General features: G+C 44.7%; 20 protein-coding genes. 5 read left to right on the top strand and 15 right to left on the bottom strand.

Annotated elements, in window-relative coordinates:
* Positions 1-204: 204 nt before the first annotated feature.
* Positions 205-1,635 (bottom strand): o-succinylbenzoate--CoA ligase, encoded by a 1,431-nt coding sequence (locus FC07_RS03235; RefSeq protein WP_057903688.1) that lies wholly within the window; start codon positions 1,633-1,635, stop codon positions 205-207.
* Positions 1,636-1,646: 11 nt separating this feature from the next.
* Entirely contained in the window at positions 1,647-2,468 is an 822-nt protein-coding gene (gene menB, locus FC07_RS03240) for a 1,4-dihydroxy-2-naphthoyl-CoA synthase (protein ID WP_057903689.1), read from the bottom strand.
* Positions 2,469-2,511: 43 nt separating this feature from the next.
* Between menB and FC07_RS03245 the strand changes: the two genes are divergently transcribed.
* On the top strand, positions 2,512-2,880 hold the full coding sequence (locus FC07_RS03245) for a PaaI family thioesterase (protein ID WP_057903690.1): 369 nt from the start codon (positions 2,512-2,514) through the stop codon (positions 2,878-2,880).
* On the opposite strand, the gene FC07_RS03250 is transcribed toward FC07_RS03245, so the two are convergent.
* From FC07_RS03250 to FC07_RS03310, 13 genes are all read right to left on the bottom strand, one after another.
* On the bottom strand, positions 2,873-3,850 hold the full coding sequence (locus tag FC07_RS03250; protein ID WP_057903691.1) for a polyprenyl synthetase family protein: 978 nt from the start codon (positions 3,848-3,850) through the stop codon (positions 2,873-2,875). The two genes, FC07_RS03245 and FC07_RS03250, sit on opposite strands and share 8 nt — an antisense overlap.
* An 8-nt stretch (positions 3,851-3,858) precedes the next feature.
* A complete protein-coding gene (locus tag FC07_RS03255) occupies positions 3,859-4,845 on the bottom strand; it encodes a hypothetical protein (protein WP_057903692.1) in 987 nt (328 codons plus the stop codon).
* A 1-nt stretch (position 4,846) separates the two neighbouring features.
* Entirely contained in the window at positions 4,847-5,113 is a 267-nt protein-coding gene (locus FC07_RS03260) for a hypothetical protein (RefSeq protein ID WP_057903693.1), read from the bottom strand.
* Positions 5,114-5,128: 15 nt separating this feature from the next.
* Positions 5,129-5,782, bottom strand: a complete 654-nt coding sequence (locus FC07_RS03265) for a response regulator (protein ID WP_057903694.1) — start codon at positions 5,780-5,782, stop codon at positions 5,129-5,131.
* Positions 5,783-5,810: 28 nt separating this feature from the next.
* Entirely contained in the window at positions 5,811-6,839 is a 1,029-nt protein-coding gene (locus tag FC07_RS03270; RefSeq protein ID WP_057903695.1) for a sensor histidine kinase, read from the bottom strand.
* Between the two features lie 54 nt (positions 6,840-6,893).
* Complete coding sequence (locus tag FC07_RS03275; protein ID WP_057903696.1) at positions 6,894-7,346, bottom strand: GAF domain-containing protein; 453 nt, start codon at positions 7,344-7,346, stop codon at positions 6,894-6,896.
* 74 nt (positions 7,347-7,420) lie between these two features.
* Complete coding sequence (locus tag FC07_RS03280) at positions 7,421-7,648, bottom strand: hypothetical protein (RefSeq protein ID WP_057903707.1); 228 nt, start codon at positions 7,646-7,648, stop codon at positions 7,421-7,423.
* 35 nt (positions 7,649-7,683) lie between these two features.
* Positions 7,684-8,274, bottom strand: a complete 591-nt coding sequence (locus FC07_RS03285) for an NTP transferase domain-containing protein (RefSeq protein ID WP_155797765.1) — start codon at positions 8,272-8,274, stop codon at positions 7,684-7,686.
* Positions 8,240-8,725 (bottom strand): cyclic pyranopterin monophosphate synthase MoaC, encoded by a 486-nt coding sequence (moaC, locus tag FC07_RS03290; RefSeq protein ID WP_057903698.1) that lies wholly within the window; start codon positions 8,723-8,725, stop codon positions 8,240-8,242. The genes FC07_RS03285 and moaC overlap by 35 nt, the downstream gene beginning before the upstream one ends.
* A 28-nt stretch (positions 8,726-8,753) precedes the next feature.
* On the bottom strand, positions 8,754-9,251 hold the full coding sequence (gene mobB, locus FC07_RS03295; protein WP_057903699.1) for a molybdopterin-guanine dinucleotide biosynthesis protein B: 498 nt from the start codon (positions 9,249-9,251) through the stop codon (positions 8,754-8,756).
* Positions 9,230-10,450 (bottom strand): molybdopterin molybdotransferase MoeA, encoded by a 1,221-nt coding sequence (locus FC07_RS03300; protein ID WP_057903700.1) that lies wholly within the window; start codon positions 10,448-10,450, stop codon positions 9,230-9,232. Before FC07_RS03300 ends, mobB begins: the two co-directional genes overlap by 22 nt.
* Positions 10,451-10,461: 11 nt before the next feature.
* Complete coding sequence (locus FC07_RS03305) at positions 10,462-10,929, bottom strand: MogA/MoaB family molybdenum cofactor biosynthesis protein (protein ID WP_057903701.1); 468 nt, start codon at positions 10,927-10,929, stop codon at positions 10,462-10,464.
* Positions 10,926-11,963: a HesA/MoeB/ThiF family protein gene (locus FC07_RS03310; protein WP_057903702.1), complete on the bottom strand. Its 1,038-nt coding sequence runs from the start codon at positions 11,961-11,963 to the stop codon at positions 10,926-10,928. Before FC07_RS03310 ends, FC07_RS03305 begins: the two co-directional genes overlap by 4 nt.
* A 204-nt stretch (positions 11,964-12,167) precedes the next feature.
* On the opposite strand from FC07_RS03310, the gene FC07_RS03315 reads away from it, so the two are divergent.
* From FC07_RS03315 to narI, 4 genes are read left to right on the top strand one after another with little or no spacing between them, the layout of a single operon-like run.
* Positions 12,168-15,842, top strand: a complete 3,675-nt coding sequence (locus tag FC07_RS03315) for a nitrate reductase subunit alpha (protein WP_083483181.1) — start codon at positions 12,168-12,170, stop codon at positions 15,840-15,842.
* Positions 15,832-17,391 (top strand): nitrate reductase subunit beta, encoded by a 1,560-nt coding sequence (gene narH, locus FC07_RS03320; RefSeq protein ID WP_057903704.1) that lies wholly within the window; start codon positions 15,832-15,834, stop codon positions 17,389-17,391. The genes FC07_RS03315 and narH overlap by 11 nt, the downstream gene beginning before the upstream one ends.
* Entirely contained in the window at positions 17,384-17,953 is a 570-nt protein-coding gene (gene narJ / locus FC07_RS03325) for a nitrate reductase molybdenum cofactor assembly chaperone (RefSeq protein WP_057903705.1), read from the top strand. Before narH ends, narJ begins: the two co-directional genes overlap by 8 nt.
* Before the next feature lie 2 nt (positions 17,954-17,955).
* Entirely contained in the window at positions 17,956-18,645 is a 690-nt protein-coding gene (narI, locus tag FC07_RS03330) for a respiratory nitrate reductase subunit gamma (RefSeq protein WP_057903706.1), read from the top strand.
* Positions 18,646-18,729: the final 84 nt, after the last annotated feature.

Raw genomic sequence — 18,729 nt, forward strand, 5'->3', positions numbered from 1 at the left:
TAGACTGATCGAATCAGTTTAAAACGGATTTTTGTGCCATCACATCAAATTTTTTAGCAGTTGACCAAAAAAATATTTTTTAGTATACTTGGTTTAAGGTATTTTTGAGTTGGATGAATATCCAAGGCGGCTTAGCTGGTGACTGGGCCGTTTTTTTTTGACCAAAAAAGGGCGCTTCCCTCTGCAAGGGAAGCGTCCTTTTCACTATAATGGTTGTTGTTGAAATTGAGGTTCTGCTAAACGATGTCGTTGAATTTTACCACTGGCAGTTCTTGGGAAATGAGGGACTTGGTAAAAGTGCACCGGTACTTTGTAGTGGGCTAAATGTTGACGTCCGTAGGCTTGTAATGTAGCGTGATCAGGCAACCCATCGCCTTGCAAAAAGGCAATGGGGACCGCACCCCAATGGGCATCAGCCTGGTGACTGACGACAAGATTAATTTGTGGCCACTGTTGTTGATAAACGGCTTCAATTTCAGCAGGAAAAATATTTTCGCCACCGGAGATGAACATGTCACCTTGACGGCCTTTAATGAATAAAAAGCCATCTGCATCAAGCCAACCAATATCACCGGTTTTAAACCAGCCGTCGGTGCGGCTAGCAGCCGTTTTAAGCGGCTGTTGCCAGTAACCTGGGGAAAGATTAGGGGCTTTGATCAAAACTTCCTGTGTGGCCGAATCAAGACGGAGTTGCACAGGAAAAAGGGGTTTGCCAACTGAACCAATTTTATGTGGGGCATCCGCAAAGTTTAACGCCACGACTTGGGAAGCTGTTTCTGTCATACCATAAGACTGAATCACCGGTAAGTGGCGCTGCTGACAAACGGTTAGTGTTGGGCAATCAATCGGGCCACCACCTAGGAGAAAACAGCGAAAAGCAGGGTGGTAATCCTGCCACGGCGTGCTAGCCAGTAACGCCTTTAGCATGGTTGGGACCACCGACATGATCGTAATGGGCTGGGTTCGCAGCCAATGGGTGATCACAGGAGCCTCAAAATGGTCCACCAACGTGACGGTCATCCCATAAATCAAGCCCCGCATCATGATTGAAAAACCACTAATATGAAATAAAGGCACGGCACACAGCCAATTGTCTTGCGCTGCAAGTCCTAAATTCAATGCGGAGCCCATGGCTGAATAAAAGTGGTTTTGAAAGGTTTGTAACACGCCTTTAGGACGACCAGTGGTGCCAGAAGTATACATGATCGTGGTGACTTTTTCAGGCGTGAATTCAGCAACTAGAGACGCAGGGCGACAAGGTTGCTGCGCTAATTGCGTAAAGGTCAGCTGTTGGACGGTGGGGTCAAGTTGTGACAAGTGCAATTCAGGCGCGACCAAACAAAGCGCCACTTGCGCGTCTGCTAATTGCAAAACGAGCTCAGTGGCGGCTAAGCGGCGATTTAACAAGACTAAGGTGCAGTCTAATTGTTGTAATGCTAAAATGATTTCATAACCTGCAATGGTGTTAGGGGTTAAAACGGCGATGCGTTGACCAGCGTTGACGAGTGTTGTTAAATGGTCACACCAACCTTGGACGTCAGCACCTAATTCGGCAAACGTTAATTGACGGTTAGCCGTTTGTAAGGCCAAGTGGTGCGGGGCCAATTGAATTTGTTTTTGTAACCAGTTTTCCATGTGACCGTGTCCTAAGGGAAAGTGGGGAACTGACCAAAATCAGGTTTGCGCTTTTCGTTAAAGGCGTCACGACCTTCTTTGCCTTCATCTGTCGTGTAAAACAGCATTGTCGCATCACCACCGAATTGTTGTAAGCCAGCCAGGCCATCTGTATCAGCATTCATAGCCGCCTTAATAAAGCGTAAAGCAGTTGGCGATTTTTGTAAGATCTCGTCGCACCATTCTAAGGTGACAGTTTCAACATCGGCTAACGGAACGACTTTGTTGATCCAGTTCATTTGATAAGCTTCTTCAGCGGAGTAGAAGTGGTTTAAGAACCAAACTTCTTTGGCCCGCTTATGGCCAATGACGCGGGCCAGGTAGCCGGAACCATAACCAGCATCAAAACTCCCTACTTTAGGGCCAGTTTGACCAAATTTAGCGTTATCGGCTGCAATTGTTAAATCGCAAACCAGTTGTAAAATGTTACCGCCCCCAACAGACCAACCTTTCACCATGGCGATCACTGGCTTAGGGATAATGCGAATTAAATGTTGGAGATCCAAGACGTTTAAACGTGCAATGTGATCTGGTCCAACGTAACCACCGTTACCACGCACACCTTGGTCACCGCCGGAAGAAAAGGCCTTGTCACCGGCACCAGTCAAAATAATCACGCCAATTGAATTGTCATCCCGACAAATGGTAAAGGCTTCGATCATTTCTGAAACGGTGACGGGGGTGAACGCATTGTGCCGTTCAGGGCGGTTCATCGTAATTTTAGCAATTTTGCCGGTTCGTTCAAAAATAATTTCCTGAAAAGGTTTAACGGTTTTCCAAGTGGGTTCTGACATTTTTAGACACTCCTTTAAAAATAAATTGAAAGTAGGGATTTTTATGGATCTTTTAACGTATTTAGGCATCACGACTGAAGCTGTTTCTCCAGAACAGGTGCAGTTAAAGCTAGCCGTACAGCCTCAGGTACAGCAGCCGTATGGCTTATTACATGGGGGCATTAACGCTGTATTAGCTGAAACGGCCGCTAGTTTAGGCGCCAATGCTAGTTTAAAAAAACCGCAAGTTGCGGTTGGTGTTGCAGTTGAAACGCATCATTTAAGTGCCGTCACGGCAGGAACGTTGTGGACAGTGGCCACCCCAATTCGGTTAGGGCATCAGTTACAAGTATGGCAAGCAAAAACTTATCAAACCCCTGGCCAGTGGACCAGTGTCAGCACAGTGACACTTAAGGTACAAACACTTAGCTAAACCGTTTTAACAACTTTTTCGTTAAGTGTTGGATCAACTTTTTGGCAGGTTGATCGGGTAACAGGTCGATGTCTAGTAATGCTTGCTGGGTCAACTCGTGGGCCATGGTTTGCGCACGTGTGACGCCATCGTTAGCTAGGACCAAGTCATGAATCCGTTGTTGGTCGGCATCGGTGAGGTCCAGGCGTTTTTCAAGCAATTGGACCAATTCACCTTGATCGGTTTCCAGCGCAAAAATCAACGGTAAGGCGTAGACGCCGGTCCGAATGTCTTCCATGACTGGTTTGCGAATTTGTGACATATCGCCGACGTAGTCTAAAACATCATCTTGAATTTGATAAGCTAAGCCTAACGACCGGCCAATTTGTTCGGCCGTTTCCACGATGATCTCAGGTGCATGGGCGAGTTTTGCTCCTTCAGAACAAGCAAGGGCAAATAAACGCGCTGTTTTGCCTTCGATCTCACGCAGGTATTCATCGACCTGTTCATTGGTATTGAAGTTTAAATCATACTGTGCCAGTTCGCCTTCAAGAATCGCCCGCATTGCCTTGGTATTTGTCGCAATATCGTCAAAACTTTCAGCGGCTTTTAAAACTTCATCGAAATAAAGTGTAAATAACAAGTCACCTGCATAAATCGCGCCACGATTACCCACAGCGGTTTGAACCGTTGCCGTATTACGTCGCACAGGCGCATCATCGATCACGTCATCGTGGATCAACGTTGCTAAATGCAAAAATTCAATGGAAGCCGCACCAGCTTGCAACCGCTGCGGGTCTTGCGCCGAACCAAATTGGCTAAATAAATAAAAAAGGCCAGCACGAACGTATTTACCACCATGGGTGATTAATTGTTGGACCCGTTGATGAACACTGGTTTGTTTAATATCGGCCTGTTGGAGTAGGTAGGGCTGAAGACTATTCAGTTGTTTTTGAATGGTGGGAAAGGCTGCCCAAAATGACTGACTCATGGAAATCCTCACTTTATTTCAGAATTGGTAAATTTATGAATAAGTACCGTTAACTTTTCAGCCAGCGGGGTAAAAACATCAGCGAAGTATCGGTTGAGATCCAGCTGTTTGGTTGCCACTGGATCATTGGTAATCGCTTGCGCTTTTTCCCAAGCGAGTTGCCGCGTCGTTTCCAGCAATTGGGACCGCTGATGTTGGAGGTACTTGGTTAATTTTACTTGCTTTGTACCGTATTTAACAGTGTAATAGTAAAAAATCTCGTAGAAGGTATTATCCAAGTTCCAAAAGAAAATGTTTCGTCGCACGGGATCGTTTAACGCTTGACCAAAAAGATCGTTGCCAATAATTTCGTTCATGGCTAACGCAGCAGCCGATGACATAATGGCTTGGCTTTGATGCTGGTCCGTTAAATGTCGGGTTAATGTGTCAAGCTTGTCAGGTTCAATGGCAAAGCCTAACGTTTTTTGCCGTTCTTCAGTCGAAAGGGTCTGCAAATGAGTCAGCATTTTCTGTTGCTCTGTTTGACCGTTTTTGATCAACGTTTGCGTCAGGTCCAGCAATAGCGTTTCATTAAGCGCTATATCAGCCTTTACTTGTTGCCAGATCAATTCAAAAGTGGCATTAAAATCTGCAAATAAAGCCTGAACCGAGGCAACGCGGTCTTTTTGTAATTGCCCTGCTTGTGTATGGGGCTCAAATTGAATCATCAGTGGCAGTGCCGCTGTTTCTGGCAACCCTGCCCGGCGCTGTTCTGCTAAATAGGTTTCGAGCTCATCCAGTTCCAGCAAGCCTAAAGGGGCAATGGTGATCTCAGAATTCGTCGCCATGATCTGTAAGGCAAACGGGGTGTCAGGTTGCTGATTTTTAACAAATGACTTTAAGGCAGTTTGTAACTTTTGGCGATTGTCTAAGTCGCTTTCAGGGTCAGCAAAAAAGCCCGATGTATAAATCGGCTTATTTGCATACTGGTGCTTTAATTTTGCTTGTGCGTCCATGTTAGTTTGTTCCTTTATCCTGATTTTCTTGTAAAAAGGCAGTACCTTGCGCCGTTAGTTGCGCATGTTGTAAATCAACGCTGGCCACCAGTTTATCAGTGCCATCTTCAATATCGGCCTGAGCAATCAAATCATTTTCCGCAGCATATTGAATTGTTTGGTACAACATGGAACCAGGGTTAATTGAACGCGCACCCGTGAAATTATGGTGTTGCACATCGGTTAAAATGCCAATGAGCTCCTCAGTTTGTGAAACGTTATGTGCCATGGGATACCCTTCCTTCTAAAAATCGATTAAACCGTGATGCAAGGCATAGTGGACCAGATCAACGCGATTTTTAAACCCGAGTTTGCGGTTGATACTGGCTTTGTGTGCTTCAACAGTCTTGGTAGAAATATATAGTTTTGCCGCAATTTCTTTGTTAGCATAGCCTAAAGCAATGAGCGGTAGAATTTCTTTTTCGCGATTGGATAAGTCCGTGTAACCTTTTAAATCGACATCCAAATCAGGGGTATTGATTTTTTCAATATCCGTTTTGGTTAAAATAATGTTTTGATCAATATATGATTTATGCCGTGCAACTGTTTTTAAGGCGGTTAACAGTTCAGCATCGGACGAACTTTTAAGAATATACGCAGCAGCGCCATTTTTAATCGCTTGATCAATATAGGCCTGTTCTTCGTGCATCGATAAAATAATAATGCCAACATCTGGATAACGCTCATGAATGCGTTGGGTCGTAATCAAGCCACTTTCGCCAGGAGGCATATTTAAGTCGAGAATAATTAAATCGATGTCATATTGTTCAATTTTTAAAAAGGCTTCATTGCCATTAGCTGCTTCAGCAACCACTTCAAAATTAGCTTGTTGATTGATCAAAAAGGATAAGCCACTTCGAACAATTGCATGATCATCGGCAACCAATACTTTAAGCAAACTCACCTGCCCCCTTTATATTAGAAAATTAAACCACCGGGAATTCAGCCCGGACGGTGGTACCATTGCCCACACTTGAATCAATGTGGAAGGTCCCTTGAAGCGCTTTAACCCGTTCATTCATATTCATAAGCCCCAATGAATGACCGTTAAAAGACCCCATTTGTTGTGTATCAAAACCCGACCCATCATCGATGATCTCCAGTGAGATCAGATGCGGGTGTTGAATTAAAATCAAATTGATTTCAGCGCACTTAGCGTGTTTGATCGCATTTGTCATTGATTCTTGGGCAATCCGATAAAAAACCGTTTGGACGTCTTCGCTAAGATGTTCTGTTTCAGCCCGGGCAATCACGTTGATCGTGATACCTGTATTTTCTTCTAAACGTTGTGCCAACGCTTTTAACGCAGGCACCAGTCCGAAGCTATCTAAAACAGAAGGGCGAATATCCAGCGCCATGCCTTTGACCTCACTGAGTGTCTCGTAAAGCTGATTTTCAATGAGCTTTGCTTGACTGCGAAAAGCAGCTTGATCGGTGGCAGCAGTGGCAGGCTCCAAGTGGCGAATTCCCATAATCGCAGAGTAAACCCCTTGGGCAATACTGTCGTGTAAATCTTGTGACAGGCGCTTGCGTTCTTCTTCATGGGCCCGATTAACATATTGAACTAATTTGCGTTGTTGTGCAACCTGATCCATCCGTTGCAGCATGGCATTACTCTTTAAAGTTAGGGAATAAGTATGCTGCGCGTCATCCAATGGGGTGACCACTAAAAAGTAAGCCAACTTTTGATTATCGGCTGTTTTCAATGTCACAGGAATGGCCCGGTTAGGCATGACTTCTTTGATCGCACAATGGAAACAATCGTCGGTATCATTGCGCTGTTGGGCTAACACAGACTGCATGAGGGAACAAAGATACGTTAGACTGAAGTGATAATTTTCAAGCAGTGTTTTCGCTGCTTGATTACTAATTAATAAGGCATCATTCTGAAAAATAAAAATAGCATCTGGCGATTCACTGAAGTTTTTTTCGATCCAACTGGTTGATTCAAGCATTTGCTAACCCCCTTATAAAGTATCTGGTGCAAAAACCACGTGTGTGGTGAATCATTAAATTAAAACACCGGCCGACTGACGGTAATGTTCCAGGTGTGCAATCGTCTGCTGGGTTACTTGCTGTTGGGCATGACGATAACCTACCAATAAAACACCACCGACGCCTTGGGTCTCATGATCAAATAATGGAATGGCTGCAGCACTGGTTAATTGTTCAATTTGTGTGATTGGGCAAGAGACATAATCAGAATACTGATTATGCTGTAGATCATTTTCCAAGAATGGTTTACCAGTTCGAACCACTAATCCGGCAATGCCGATTCCACTGCGCAACACAATTTTTCGGAATCGTTCGCTGGTATAACCAGCCGCGTAACGCCACCGAATTTTACGTAGACCACTATTTTCTTGCAGGGCGATGCCGACAAAATCAAAATCTTCATCCATATAAATTTGACGTACAAGTTGACTGGCCAAGTTGGTACTGTCATTTAGAATATCACCCATCATAATCACTTCCTTTGAGTATAGCACAATTTTCGAAAACTAATGAGAAGAGTTATCAATTAAATGTAAGCGGATTATTTTTCAGCCTTTAAGAAAGTGCGGTAATGGTCGTAGTCCGCTTGAACTGGCAAAATTTGTTGTTCTAACCGTTCAATGGCTTCATCTTGTTCCAAGGTGCGTAGATCGTTACGTTGATCAGTAATTTCATTTTCTAATAGGGTCCGGCGAATGCGCAGATCCATTAAGGCGATTTTAAGTAGTTTTTGAAAGTCGCCTTCAGACATATCAGCTTTAGTTGGCATCATAGGTGCTCCTTTATTATAAAATCAAGCCGCCATTAGCGGCGATAGTTTAAGTTTTGTAAATGGTCCGTTGGTGCGATCAGCTGAGGCTGGCACTGACAAGCTTGTTTTAAAAAAGTTTGTAGGCGGTAGTGCTGATCAGCAAGGGCCGTTGTTAATTGATCGACAGGTAATTGAAAGTGCGCAATGGTAAAGTGTGACCGTTGGGGTGTGGCCAAAAAGCTTGGCCAGTTGGTCCATACAGTTTTCAATTCAGCTGACGTGAGATAGGGGTAATCAGTCGGCACCATTAATAATTCTGGTGTGGCTTGTGCTAACCAGTGACTGGCAGCAAATAGGGCACTTAAAGGACCACAGCCTTGGTAAGGTGGTTGGTCGGTTAAAACGTGAACGTGTGGTTCAGCTTGAAAGTAGACCTGGAGGCGGTGCTGATTTTGCGCATTGGCACCGATCAGAATCGTTGAACAAAATGGTTGTAATAACGTGGCCATTTTCGCACATAAAGGTTGCTGTTCACCTGGTAAACAATAAAGGGCCTTATCCTGGCCAAAGCGGCGTGATTGGCCGCCAGCTAAGATAAGGCCGATTGGGCTACTCTGTAGGGGCATCGAATTTGAAGTGACCACTTTTACCACCTGCTTTTTCAACCAAGTGCACGTTTTCAATGATCATGCCACGATCAATGGCCTTACACATATCATAAATTGTTAAGGCCGCAATTTGACAGGCATTTAAGGCTTCAATTTCTACGCCTGTGACGTGTTTTGTTTTGACTGTTGTGGTAATGGTAATGCAATCATGATCATTGTCGGTGAAATGAATATCGACACCGGTTAGTGGAATCAAATGACACATGGGGATCAGATTGCTGGTTTGTTTCGCAGCCATAATACCAGCCACTTGTGCAACAGCCAGAACGTCACCTTTTTTCATGGTGCCTGCGTGAATGCGCGCTAACGTTTCTGGGTGCATTTTGATGCGACCAGTAGCGGTGGCGGTACGCGCCGTGACGGCCTTTGCAGTGACATCCACCATTTTGGCACGATGCTGGTCGTTAAAGTGTGTGAGTTCTGCCATAACTTATAAAACCTACTTTCTGAAATAATTAGTGAGTGGCCAGGTGTTGCCAGTAATGTTGAAACCAGTGTTGGCGGGCAGCAGATGTTTGCCAGTCTAAAACAGTTGTCTGATTTAAGGGCCACAAGCTGGCCCAGGCCAGTACGTGTGTTAAAGCGCCAAAGTCAGCCGGCTGATCTTGTGGCCGCAACAGCACGATTTTGGGATAGTCGGCTGTTTTAAAGCCTTCCATCAAGCACAAATCATTGTTTGGCCGCACCAACTGACGTAACTGGTGCGGTGTTGGCGGCGTGGCGACTTGTTCGTGCTGAAACACGCCAGTTGCAGTTGCTAAAATGACTTGTTGAGCGCCATGATCACTAAAACGCGCGGTATCTGTATTGGCTTGGTCCATTTGGCTTTCGTGTTCATCATGTTTTAAAACACTGGTGGTGAGCTGCAACTGCTGGCAACAGGTTAAAAAGTCGTTAACGGTGGTTGTTTTACCACTTTTTTTAAAGCCGATTATTTGAAGGGTAGGAGCCATGTGTCGACCTCAGCGTTTAAGGCAATGGGTTCAGGACTGTGTGGAATCATGAACAAGCAGCTAGTGGCTTGTAAATTACCAAGATCACCTGAGCGATCACTACCGTGTAACTGCACCTGATAGCCAGTAGCCGTTAAGGTGTAAGTACCGCGCAATAATTTATCATACCCATTCGTTTTATCGTAAGGCTTTACTAAGGTTGCAGTGACTTTTTTCAGGCGTGATGGTTGGTTGACAAAGCGCCGTAAAACAGGCTCCATAAACATATAAAAGCCGGTGTAACAAGCACCAGGATTGCCAGATAAGGCCATAATAAAGGTGTCATTGTGAACAAAAGCCGTGGTGACACTGCCAGGTCGTAAGCTAAGTTTATTAAAAATCAACTGGTCTGCTTCACGGGCAGCAGTGGCTAAATAGTCAAAATCGCCAACCGAAACGCCGCCATCGGTAATAATCAGGTCGTTTGCCGCTTCTAAACGGGTCAAATTTGCTTGTAATAATTGGTAATCATCTGGAATTTGAACCACTTCTGTGACGATACCACCATTTTCTTGCACCAAGCCTGCAATTAAGGGACCGTTGCTGTTGTAGATTTTACCTGGTTGTGGGGCATCCGTGGGTTGCAGCAATTCAGTGCCTGTGGTGATGATTGCCACTTTAGGCTGACGGTAAACCGCTACTTCGGTGTAGCCGAAAGCCGCTAGGATGCTCAGACCACCTGGATTCAGTTCGGTACCAGCCGTTAATAAGGTTTGGCCTTTGGCAAATTCTGAACCTGCGTCCGTGATGTTGATCCGGTCGCTGCCTGTCATAATTTTGATTTGGTCATCATGTTCAGGAACCGCTCGCGTTTGTTCTAACATAATGACTTTATCGCCAGTATCTGGTACGTGAGCACCGGTCATGATCCGAACGGTTTCATTTTCACCTAGCACACCATCAAAATTGGCGCCGGCTTGGACTTCACCTAAGACTTTGAAGACCTTTGGATAACCTTGATCGTCTGCATGGCGAATGGCGTAACCATCATAGCCAGAGCGCCGAAAATTTGGAAATGGATAAGGTGCCGTAATATCCTTGGCAAGGGTGCGATGATTTGCTTCTGTAACCGGAATCGTTTCAATCGCGGTGGGTAATTTAACAGTCGTAAGCCGTGCTTGTGCTTCGGCTAAATTAATAGGATGACGACGATCTAACATGATTTAAAAACCTACTTTCTGCGTTCAAAGAGTAAATGTTCATATTCTGGTGCAATCAGCTGTTCGAAAGCTGTTTTGCAGGCGCCAGTTGAGCCTGGCAACACGTAGCAAAGTTGTTCCCGGACGTTAAATCCGGCCATTGCACGTGAGGCCAAAGCGTGGGTGCCGATCTCGCGATAACTTAACTCGCGGAAAGTCTCACCAAAACCCGGAATCGGAGTTGGTAAAAGCGGCTGTAAGGCTGGAAAAGTGACATCGCGTTGTGCAATGCCAGTGCCACCGTTTGTAATGATCAAATCAAGCGGTGTTCGTTCAAAGTCGAGAAAGGCGGCTTGAATGTCAACGAGATCATCTGGTACAACTTTGCGGTCAACCACTTGCACATTGGCAGCCGTCAAAGCCTGTTCAAGCCACTGACCACTTTTGTCGGTGGCTAATTGGCGGGTGTCACTTACAGTTAAAATAGCGGCAGTTGTCATTCTGTTATCGCCTCTTCGATCTGGATTGGTTTAATGAAATGATAAAAATCTAAAAAGCATAGCTCTGCTTGTTCTGTATCCGGCCAGTCATATAAGTGACATTGGCCCGTTTTAAAGTAACTAAAGGGCCGTTCACGCCATTTAAATCGTAGCAAAGCCTGATTTTGGTCAAATGGGATTTGTGCTTCAGTGAGTGCCGCAGCAACTTGGTCCAAGGTTGGCGCATTGTCCAATTCGACCTGATAGGTGTTGGTGCCACAAAGGCTACGCAACTGCATGGTTCTAGGTAACGGTAAAGCAGCTGGCAAATTCTCGCAAGTAGGGCAATGCCTATTTTTTTGAACTTTAAAGTGCTGCAGACTCAGTTGCCAATTGTCAAAAATCGCCATCATATCAGTGGCACAATCAGCAGGAGCAATCAAATATTTTAAAGCCAGTGAGATCTGTAAAGCGGAGACCAGTGGCACTAAGGCCGTATTGACGCCTAACGTATCACAATCTCGCGCTTGTAACGCCTTTAACTGCGGGTAAGCACAGTTTAAACAAGGCCCATTTTTAGGATCAAAGAGCATGACGCTACCGGCTGTACCGGCACAGCTGGCCATAATAAATGCAAAACCTTGGTTACACGCTAAGCGGTTCAGCAAATCCCGAGTGGTGAAGTTATCGGTACAATCTAATACCAAATCAAAGGCGGGCACCTGGGCTAATAATTCAGGTGTAAAGCGCTTTGGAAATATATTTAAAGTAACGTTGTGGTTGATTTTACCAAGCTTTTCAGCGGCGGCCTCAACTTTAAAGGCTTCATGCGCGACATCAACTTCATCAAACAAGGTTTGTCGCTGTAAATTTGTTAAGCTAACCGTATCACTATCGATCAGCGTTAAAGCACCGATCCCAGCGCGTGTCAGCTGTTCGGCAGCGTAACTACCAGTGGCACCTAGCCCAATAATGACCACGTGACTCTGTTCAATGCGTTTTTGGCCAGATGGCCCAATTTGATGCACACGAATTTGACGATCATAGCGCTCCATAATCCATTTCCTTCCTATGCTGAAAAAGCTTTCAATCCTGTGAAATTGGGGTGTTTCCCTAATCGCAGTATAGCATCTTGGCTGATATGATGAGTATTAGGGAAAAGTCTTACTTTTAGGTGTTTGATAAGGCTTGACGTGACTCATTCCCTGGTTATTCGTTATTTTTGGGTGAGTCATAAAATGTTGAAAGGATGTGCAATCGTGAAGTCACGCTTTTTCGAAAAAGTTGAAAAATTCAACGGTAGCTTCACCCAACTGGAAGATAATAGTCGCCGTTGGGAAAAGCTTTATAAGCAGCGTTGGGCACATGATAAAGTAATCCGCACCACACACGGTGTGAACTGCACAGGCTCTTGTAGTTGGAACGTTTATGTGAAACAGGGAATCATTACTTGGGAACACCAAGCCACTGATTACCCTTCTTGTGGTCCTAATATGCCAGAATATGAACCACGTGGTTGTCCTCGCGGGGCCAGCTTCTCGTGGTATGAATATAGTCCCGTTCGTATTAAGTACCCTTATATTCGAGGGCGTTTGTGGCAATTGTGGCAAACGGCTAAAAAGGAACAAACTGATCCAATTGCAGCTTGGGCCAGTATTGTTGAAGACCCGGCCAAAACCCATGCGTATAAAAGTGTGCGGGGGCATGGTGGTTTAGTACGGGTGCATTGGGATGAAGCACTGGAATTGATCTCAGCAATGTTGATTTATACCATTAAAAAGTACGGCCCTGATCGTTTGGCCGGCTTTACCCCGATTCCAGCCATGTCCATGATCAGCTATGCTTCTGGAGCGCGTTTTATGTCCTTACTTGGTGGGGAAATGCTCAGTTTCTACGACTGGTATGCAGATCTGCCGCCAGCATCACCACAAGTTTGGGGCGAGCAAACCGACGTGCCAGAGTCAGGTGATTGGTATAACAGCCAGTATATTATTACTTGGGGTTCTAATGTGCCGTTAACGCGGACACCAGACGCCCATTTCATGACGGAAGCACGCTATCATGGCACTAAAATCGTAGCGGTCAGCCCAGATTACGCGGAAAGTGTTAAATTCGCTGATAATTGGTTAGCGCCACACCCAGGAACGGATGCTGCGTTAGCCCAAGGGATGACCCATGTTATTTTAAATGAATACTACCAAAAGCAGTCTGTGCCACAGTTCCAGCAGTATGCCAAGCAATTCACAGACCTGCCATTCTTGGTTTACCTTGACCCAAGTGATGTCCAATCAGGAGATTATGTTTCAGGTCGTTTTGTGCGAATCAGTGATTTATCAGATGCTGACGTGGTGAACGGGGACTGGAAGACAGTTGTTTGGGATGAAAACACCCAAACGATTAAGGTCCCTAACGGTACCATTGGTCAGCGTTGGGAAGATAATCGGCAATGGAACTTGACCTTGAAAGATAGTCAAGGGAATGCCATTGATCCAGCTTTAACGGTTGGGTTGGAACAGCCTAGCGTTACGGTTGATTTTCCGATTTTTAATGAACAAGGCAACGCCGTGTTGCAACGTCATATTCCAGTTCGGACGATCCAATTAAAAGACGGGCAACAACGGTTGGTGACCACTGTATATGACTTAATGATGAGTCAATATGGGATTCAGCGGACAGCTGACGATGATTTGGCTGCGCAAGACTATACTGATGCCAACAGCCCATACACCCCAGCTTGGCAAGAGCAAGTCACAGGTGTTAAGGCAAGTCTAGTAGTTCAAATTGCCAAAGAATTTGCCCAAAATGCCATTGATACTGGCGGGAAATCCATGGTGATCATGGGTGCTGGGATCAACCACTGGTTTAACAGCGATATGAACTACCGGACCATCATTAACATGCTCATGCTCTGTGGGTGTGAAGGGGTATCTGGTGGTGGCTGGGCCCATTATGTCGGCCAAGAAAAATTACGGCCACAGGAAGGTTGGGCCACGATTGCCTTTGCCAATGATTGGCAAAAAGGCGGTGCGCGTCAACAAAATGGGACCTCCTTCTTCTACTTTGCCAGTGATCAGTGGAAGTATGATGAATTAGATAATAAAGCGTTAAAATCACCTGTGAAACAGATTGCGCATAGTTACGATCATCCAGCAGATTATAACCAAATGGCGATTCGGTTAGGTTGGTTACCATCTTATCCACAGTTTAACCGGAACTCATTGGATTTCGTTAAAGATTATGGCACCAATGATTTAGCAGCAGTCAGCAAGAAAGTCGTAGACGAGCTGAAACAAGGCAGCCTTGAATTTGCGGCAGAAGATCCGGATGCCAATGAAAATCAGCCGAAAGGGTTGTTTGTTTGGCGGTCAAACTTACTTGCTTCTTCTGGTAAAGGTCAAGAATACTTTATGAAGCATTTATTAGGTGCTGAAAATGGTTTGCTGGCAAAAACCAATGACAAGTTTAAGCCAACAGAAATGCAATGGCATGATGAAAGTGTGGAAGGTAAATTAGATCTGGTGATCTCAATGGACTTCCGCATGGTCACCACACCGTTGTATGCCGACGTGGTGTTACCAGCAGCAACTTGGTATGAAAAAGAAGACTTGTCTTCAACGGATATGCATCCCTTTATTCATCTATTTAATGCTGCCACAAGTCCACTTTGGGAATCAAAGAGTGATTGGCAGACCTTTGCGGCTTTGGCCAAACGCTTTACAGAAATGGCACAGACTCACTTGTCAGAAGTGCAGTATGATTTGAAGACCCAACCATTAGGCCATGATTCCAAAGCTGAAATTTCCCAGCCATTTGGGGTGATCAAGGATTGGAAGAAAGGTGAAATTGAGCCAATTCCAGGTCAAACCATGCCAAGTTTGGCGTTGATCCCACGGGATTACACCAAGGTTTATCAGAAGTATGTGGCTTTAGGTCCAAATGCGGCTGGTAAAGTTGGCGGTATGGGTTATAGCTATAGTGTGAAAGACCAATATGAAGAATTGCGTGATCGGAATGGTGTTTGGGAAAATGAAGATCAGATCAATGTGGATTGTCCACGTTTAGATCAAGATAAGAAAGTTGCCGAAGCTGTTTTGATCTTATCCAGTACGTCAAATGGTCAAGTGGCACAAAAGGCTTGGGCCAGTGCTGAAAAAGTAACCGGCCGTCATTTAGTGGACATTGCAGCTGGGCGAGCGGAAGAAAAGCTGGACTTTAAGGCGATTACCACGCAACCACGAGAGGCCATTCCAACACCAATTTTCACCAGTTCGAAGCATAATGGCGAACGGTATTCACCATTTACGGTGAATATTGAACGTTTGGTGCCATTCCGAACGTTAACCGGGCGGCAGCAGTTCTACTTGGATCATGAAATTTTCCAAGAGTATGGTGAAGAATTAGCAACTTATAAACCAACGTTGCCACCAAATGTCATGGGACCAAAAGATACAAAAATTGAACCAACTGATCAAGAAGTCACATTGCGCTATATGACACCACATGGTAAGTGGAACATTCATACCATGTATTACGATAATTTAGAAATGCTGACCTTGTTCCGTGGCGGACCAAACGTTTGGATGAGTCCAATTGATGCGGATAAGATCGGGATCAAGGATAATGATTGGCTAGAATTATACAACCGAAATGGGGTTGTCACAGCCCGGGCCGTTGTATCCCACCGGATGCCAGCCGGAACGATGTACATGTATCATGCGCAAGATATGGAAATTCAAGAACCGTTGTCAACCATTACCGGTAATCGTGGTGGGAGTCATAATGCACCGACTCAGATCCACATTAAACCAACGCAAATGGTAGGGGGCTACGCCCAACTCAGTTATGGCTTTAACTACTATGGCCCAATTGGGAATCAGCGGGACCTTTATGTTAAGGTTCGGAAATTAAAGAAGGTGAACTGGAATGAGGATTAAAGCACAGATTGGCATGGTGTTAAACCTGGATAAATGTATCGGGTGTCACACTTGCTCCGTGACTTGTAAAAATACTTGGACCAACCGACCGGGTGCCGAATATATGTGGTTTAATAACGTTGAAACCAAACCAGGAATCGGTTATCCCAAACGTTGGGAAGATGAAGAACATTATCATGGTGGTTGGACGTTAAATGCCAAAGGTAAATTACAATTAAAAGCCGGTGACAAACTCAATAAAGTCGCTTTAGGGAAGATCTTCTATAACCCAGATATGCCGGAATTAGATGATTATTATGAACCTTGGACTTACGACTACGATACGTTATTTGGGCCAGAAAAAAAGCATCAGCCAGTGGCACGGGCCAAATCTCAAATTACGGGAGACCGGATGGATTTGACAGGGGGCCCAAACTGGGATGATGATTTAGCAGGCTCACCAGAATATTTCCATCAAGATCCAAATATGGCTAAAATTGAAACGGATATTAAGGCAAACTTTGAACAAGCCTTTATGATGTATTTACCGCGCTTGTGTGAACACTGTTTAAACGCCGCTTGTGTGGCGTCGTGTCCGAGTGGTGCCATGTATAAACGTGATGAAGATGGCATCGTATTAGTCGATCAAGAACGTTGTCGTGGCTGGCGTTTCTGTATGTCAGGCTGTCCTTATAAGAAGGTCTACTTTAACTGGCGGACGAACAAGGCCGAAAAATGTACGTTCTGTTACCCACGGGTTGAAGAAGGGATGCCGACTGTTTGTGCAGAAACTTGTGTCGGTCGGATTCGTTACATTGGCGCCATGTTATACGACGCTGATCGTGTTGCAGAAGCGGCGTCAGAACCTGATGATACCAAGTTGTATCAGGCACAATTAGATTTATTCTTGGACCCTAACGATCCTGAAGTGATTGCACAAGCACGTGAAGATGGCATTAGTGAAGAAATGCTGACAGCAGCACAAAATTCACCAATTTATCGGATGGCTGTTAAGGAGCACATTGCCTTTCCGTTACATCCAGAATATCGGACCATGCCAATGGTTTGGTACGTGCCACCTTTGTCACCGATCATGAGCTACTTTGAAGGCCGTGATTCCATCAAAGATCCTGATATGATTTTCCCAGGAATCGATGAAATGCGGATTCCAGTGGACTATTTAGCCAGTCTGTTAACAGGTGGCAACAAAGAAGTCATTAAGGAAGCTTTATACAAACTTGCAATGATGCGGATCTATATGCGGGCCCAAACCAGTGGCAAAGCCTTTGATGACAGTAAGCTCACCAAGGTTGGCTTAACACCACGGCGGGCAACCTCACTGTATTGCTTACTGGCCATTGCCAAGTATGAAGATCGGTTTGTTATTCCTAAGAACCATAAAGAACAGGTTGAAAATGGTTATGCTGAACAAGGTACCTTAGGTTATGATGAATGTCGCGGTTGTAGTTTAGCACCACAGCACAGCAGCATGTTCCGTAAGGCAGATCAAGGGAAGACAACGGCAGAAATCTATTCTGAAACCTTCTACGGGGGGATTTGGCGTGATTGATTTTGAACAATTAGCACGGCAAAAAGTGGGCTTTGTTTATTTGGCCCGACTGATCGATTATCCAGATGAGGCGTTGCAAAGTGCTGACTTTTTAGCTGAGTTTGAAGCAAAGTATCCTGATACGCCTCAAAAACCTGATTTGTTAGCTTTTTTGAAACAGCAACGGGTTAAACCTTTAACGGCGCTGCAACAAGAATATGCCAGCCTGTTTGATTTAAACAAACGTTTCACGCTTTATTTAAGTTATTATCGCTATGAAGATTCCCGTGAACGTGGCAGCTTGTTAGCCAAACTAAAAATGTTGTTTGAAATGTTTGGGGTATCATTGGCGAGCAATGAATTAAGTGATTACTTACCCTTGTTATTGGAATTTTTGGCGTTTAGTGAGTGGGAAAATGATGACCGGCGGCAAGACTTAGAACTGGTTTTTCAGGTGATTGAAGATGGCACGTATCACATTCTGCAAAATATTCGAGAATATGAAAACGAACCTTATCTCAATTTGATTCGCTTAATTCGAAATGAAGTTCAAAATTGTCTTGTAAAAAAGGAGGAGATCTAAGCATGAGCCATCCATTTCAGGCCTTTTTGTGGGTCGTTTACCCTTACTTCATGCTAGGGTCATTCATTTTTGGTACGATTATCCGCTTTGCCTTTTTTCACCCGTCCATTACGGCAAAGTCCAGTGAATTTTTAGAAAAGAAACATTTGATTATTGGTAGTATCTTATTCCACGTTGGGATTATCGGGGTCTTCTTTGGTCATATTGCCGGGATCTTCATTCCCAAAGCATGGACAGATGCGTTAGGGATCACAAATGAAATGTATCACATTTTTGCCTTGTCAGCTGGTGGTGTCTTTGGTTTAATGGCCACCGTTGGGGTTTACATGTTATGTATTCGCCGGTTCCATGACCATCGGGTTTTTCATGCCAGTTCAACCGGAGATTTATTGGTTATTTTAGGGTTGACGGCTGAAATTACGCTGGGAATGTTGTCATCATTCCTGATCAGTCCACAAGTTCCTGATTTTAATTATCGGACGACCATTGCGCCTTGGGCCCGGGGATTATTTATGTTCCATCCGGATTACCATCTTATGATGGGCATTCCATTCCTGTACAAGTGCCACGTCTTCTTTGGCCTATTAATTTTTGGGGCCTTTCCATATACACGTTTGGTACATGCTATGACAGTCCCATTGCATTATATTAAACGGCGGTTTATTGTTTATCGTCGGCGTCCAAATCTTTAGGCAACACAAAAAAGTGCCACATCGGAGCAATGAAGTGCCCTACAATTGTTAGACAAGAAGTCTAATGATTGTGGGGCTTTTCTT

This window comes from Loigolactobacillus bifermentans DSM 20003 (assembly GCF_001434575.1).
Classification (GTDB): domain Bacteria; phylum Bacillota; class Bacilli; order Lactobacillales; family Lactobacillaceae; genus Loigolactobacillus; species Loigolactobacillus bifermentans.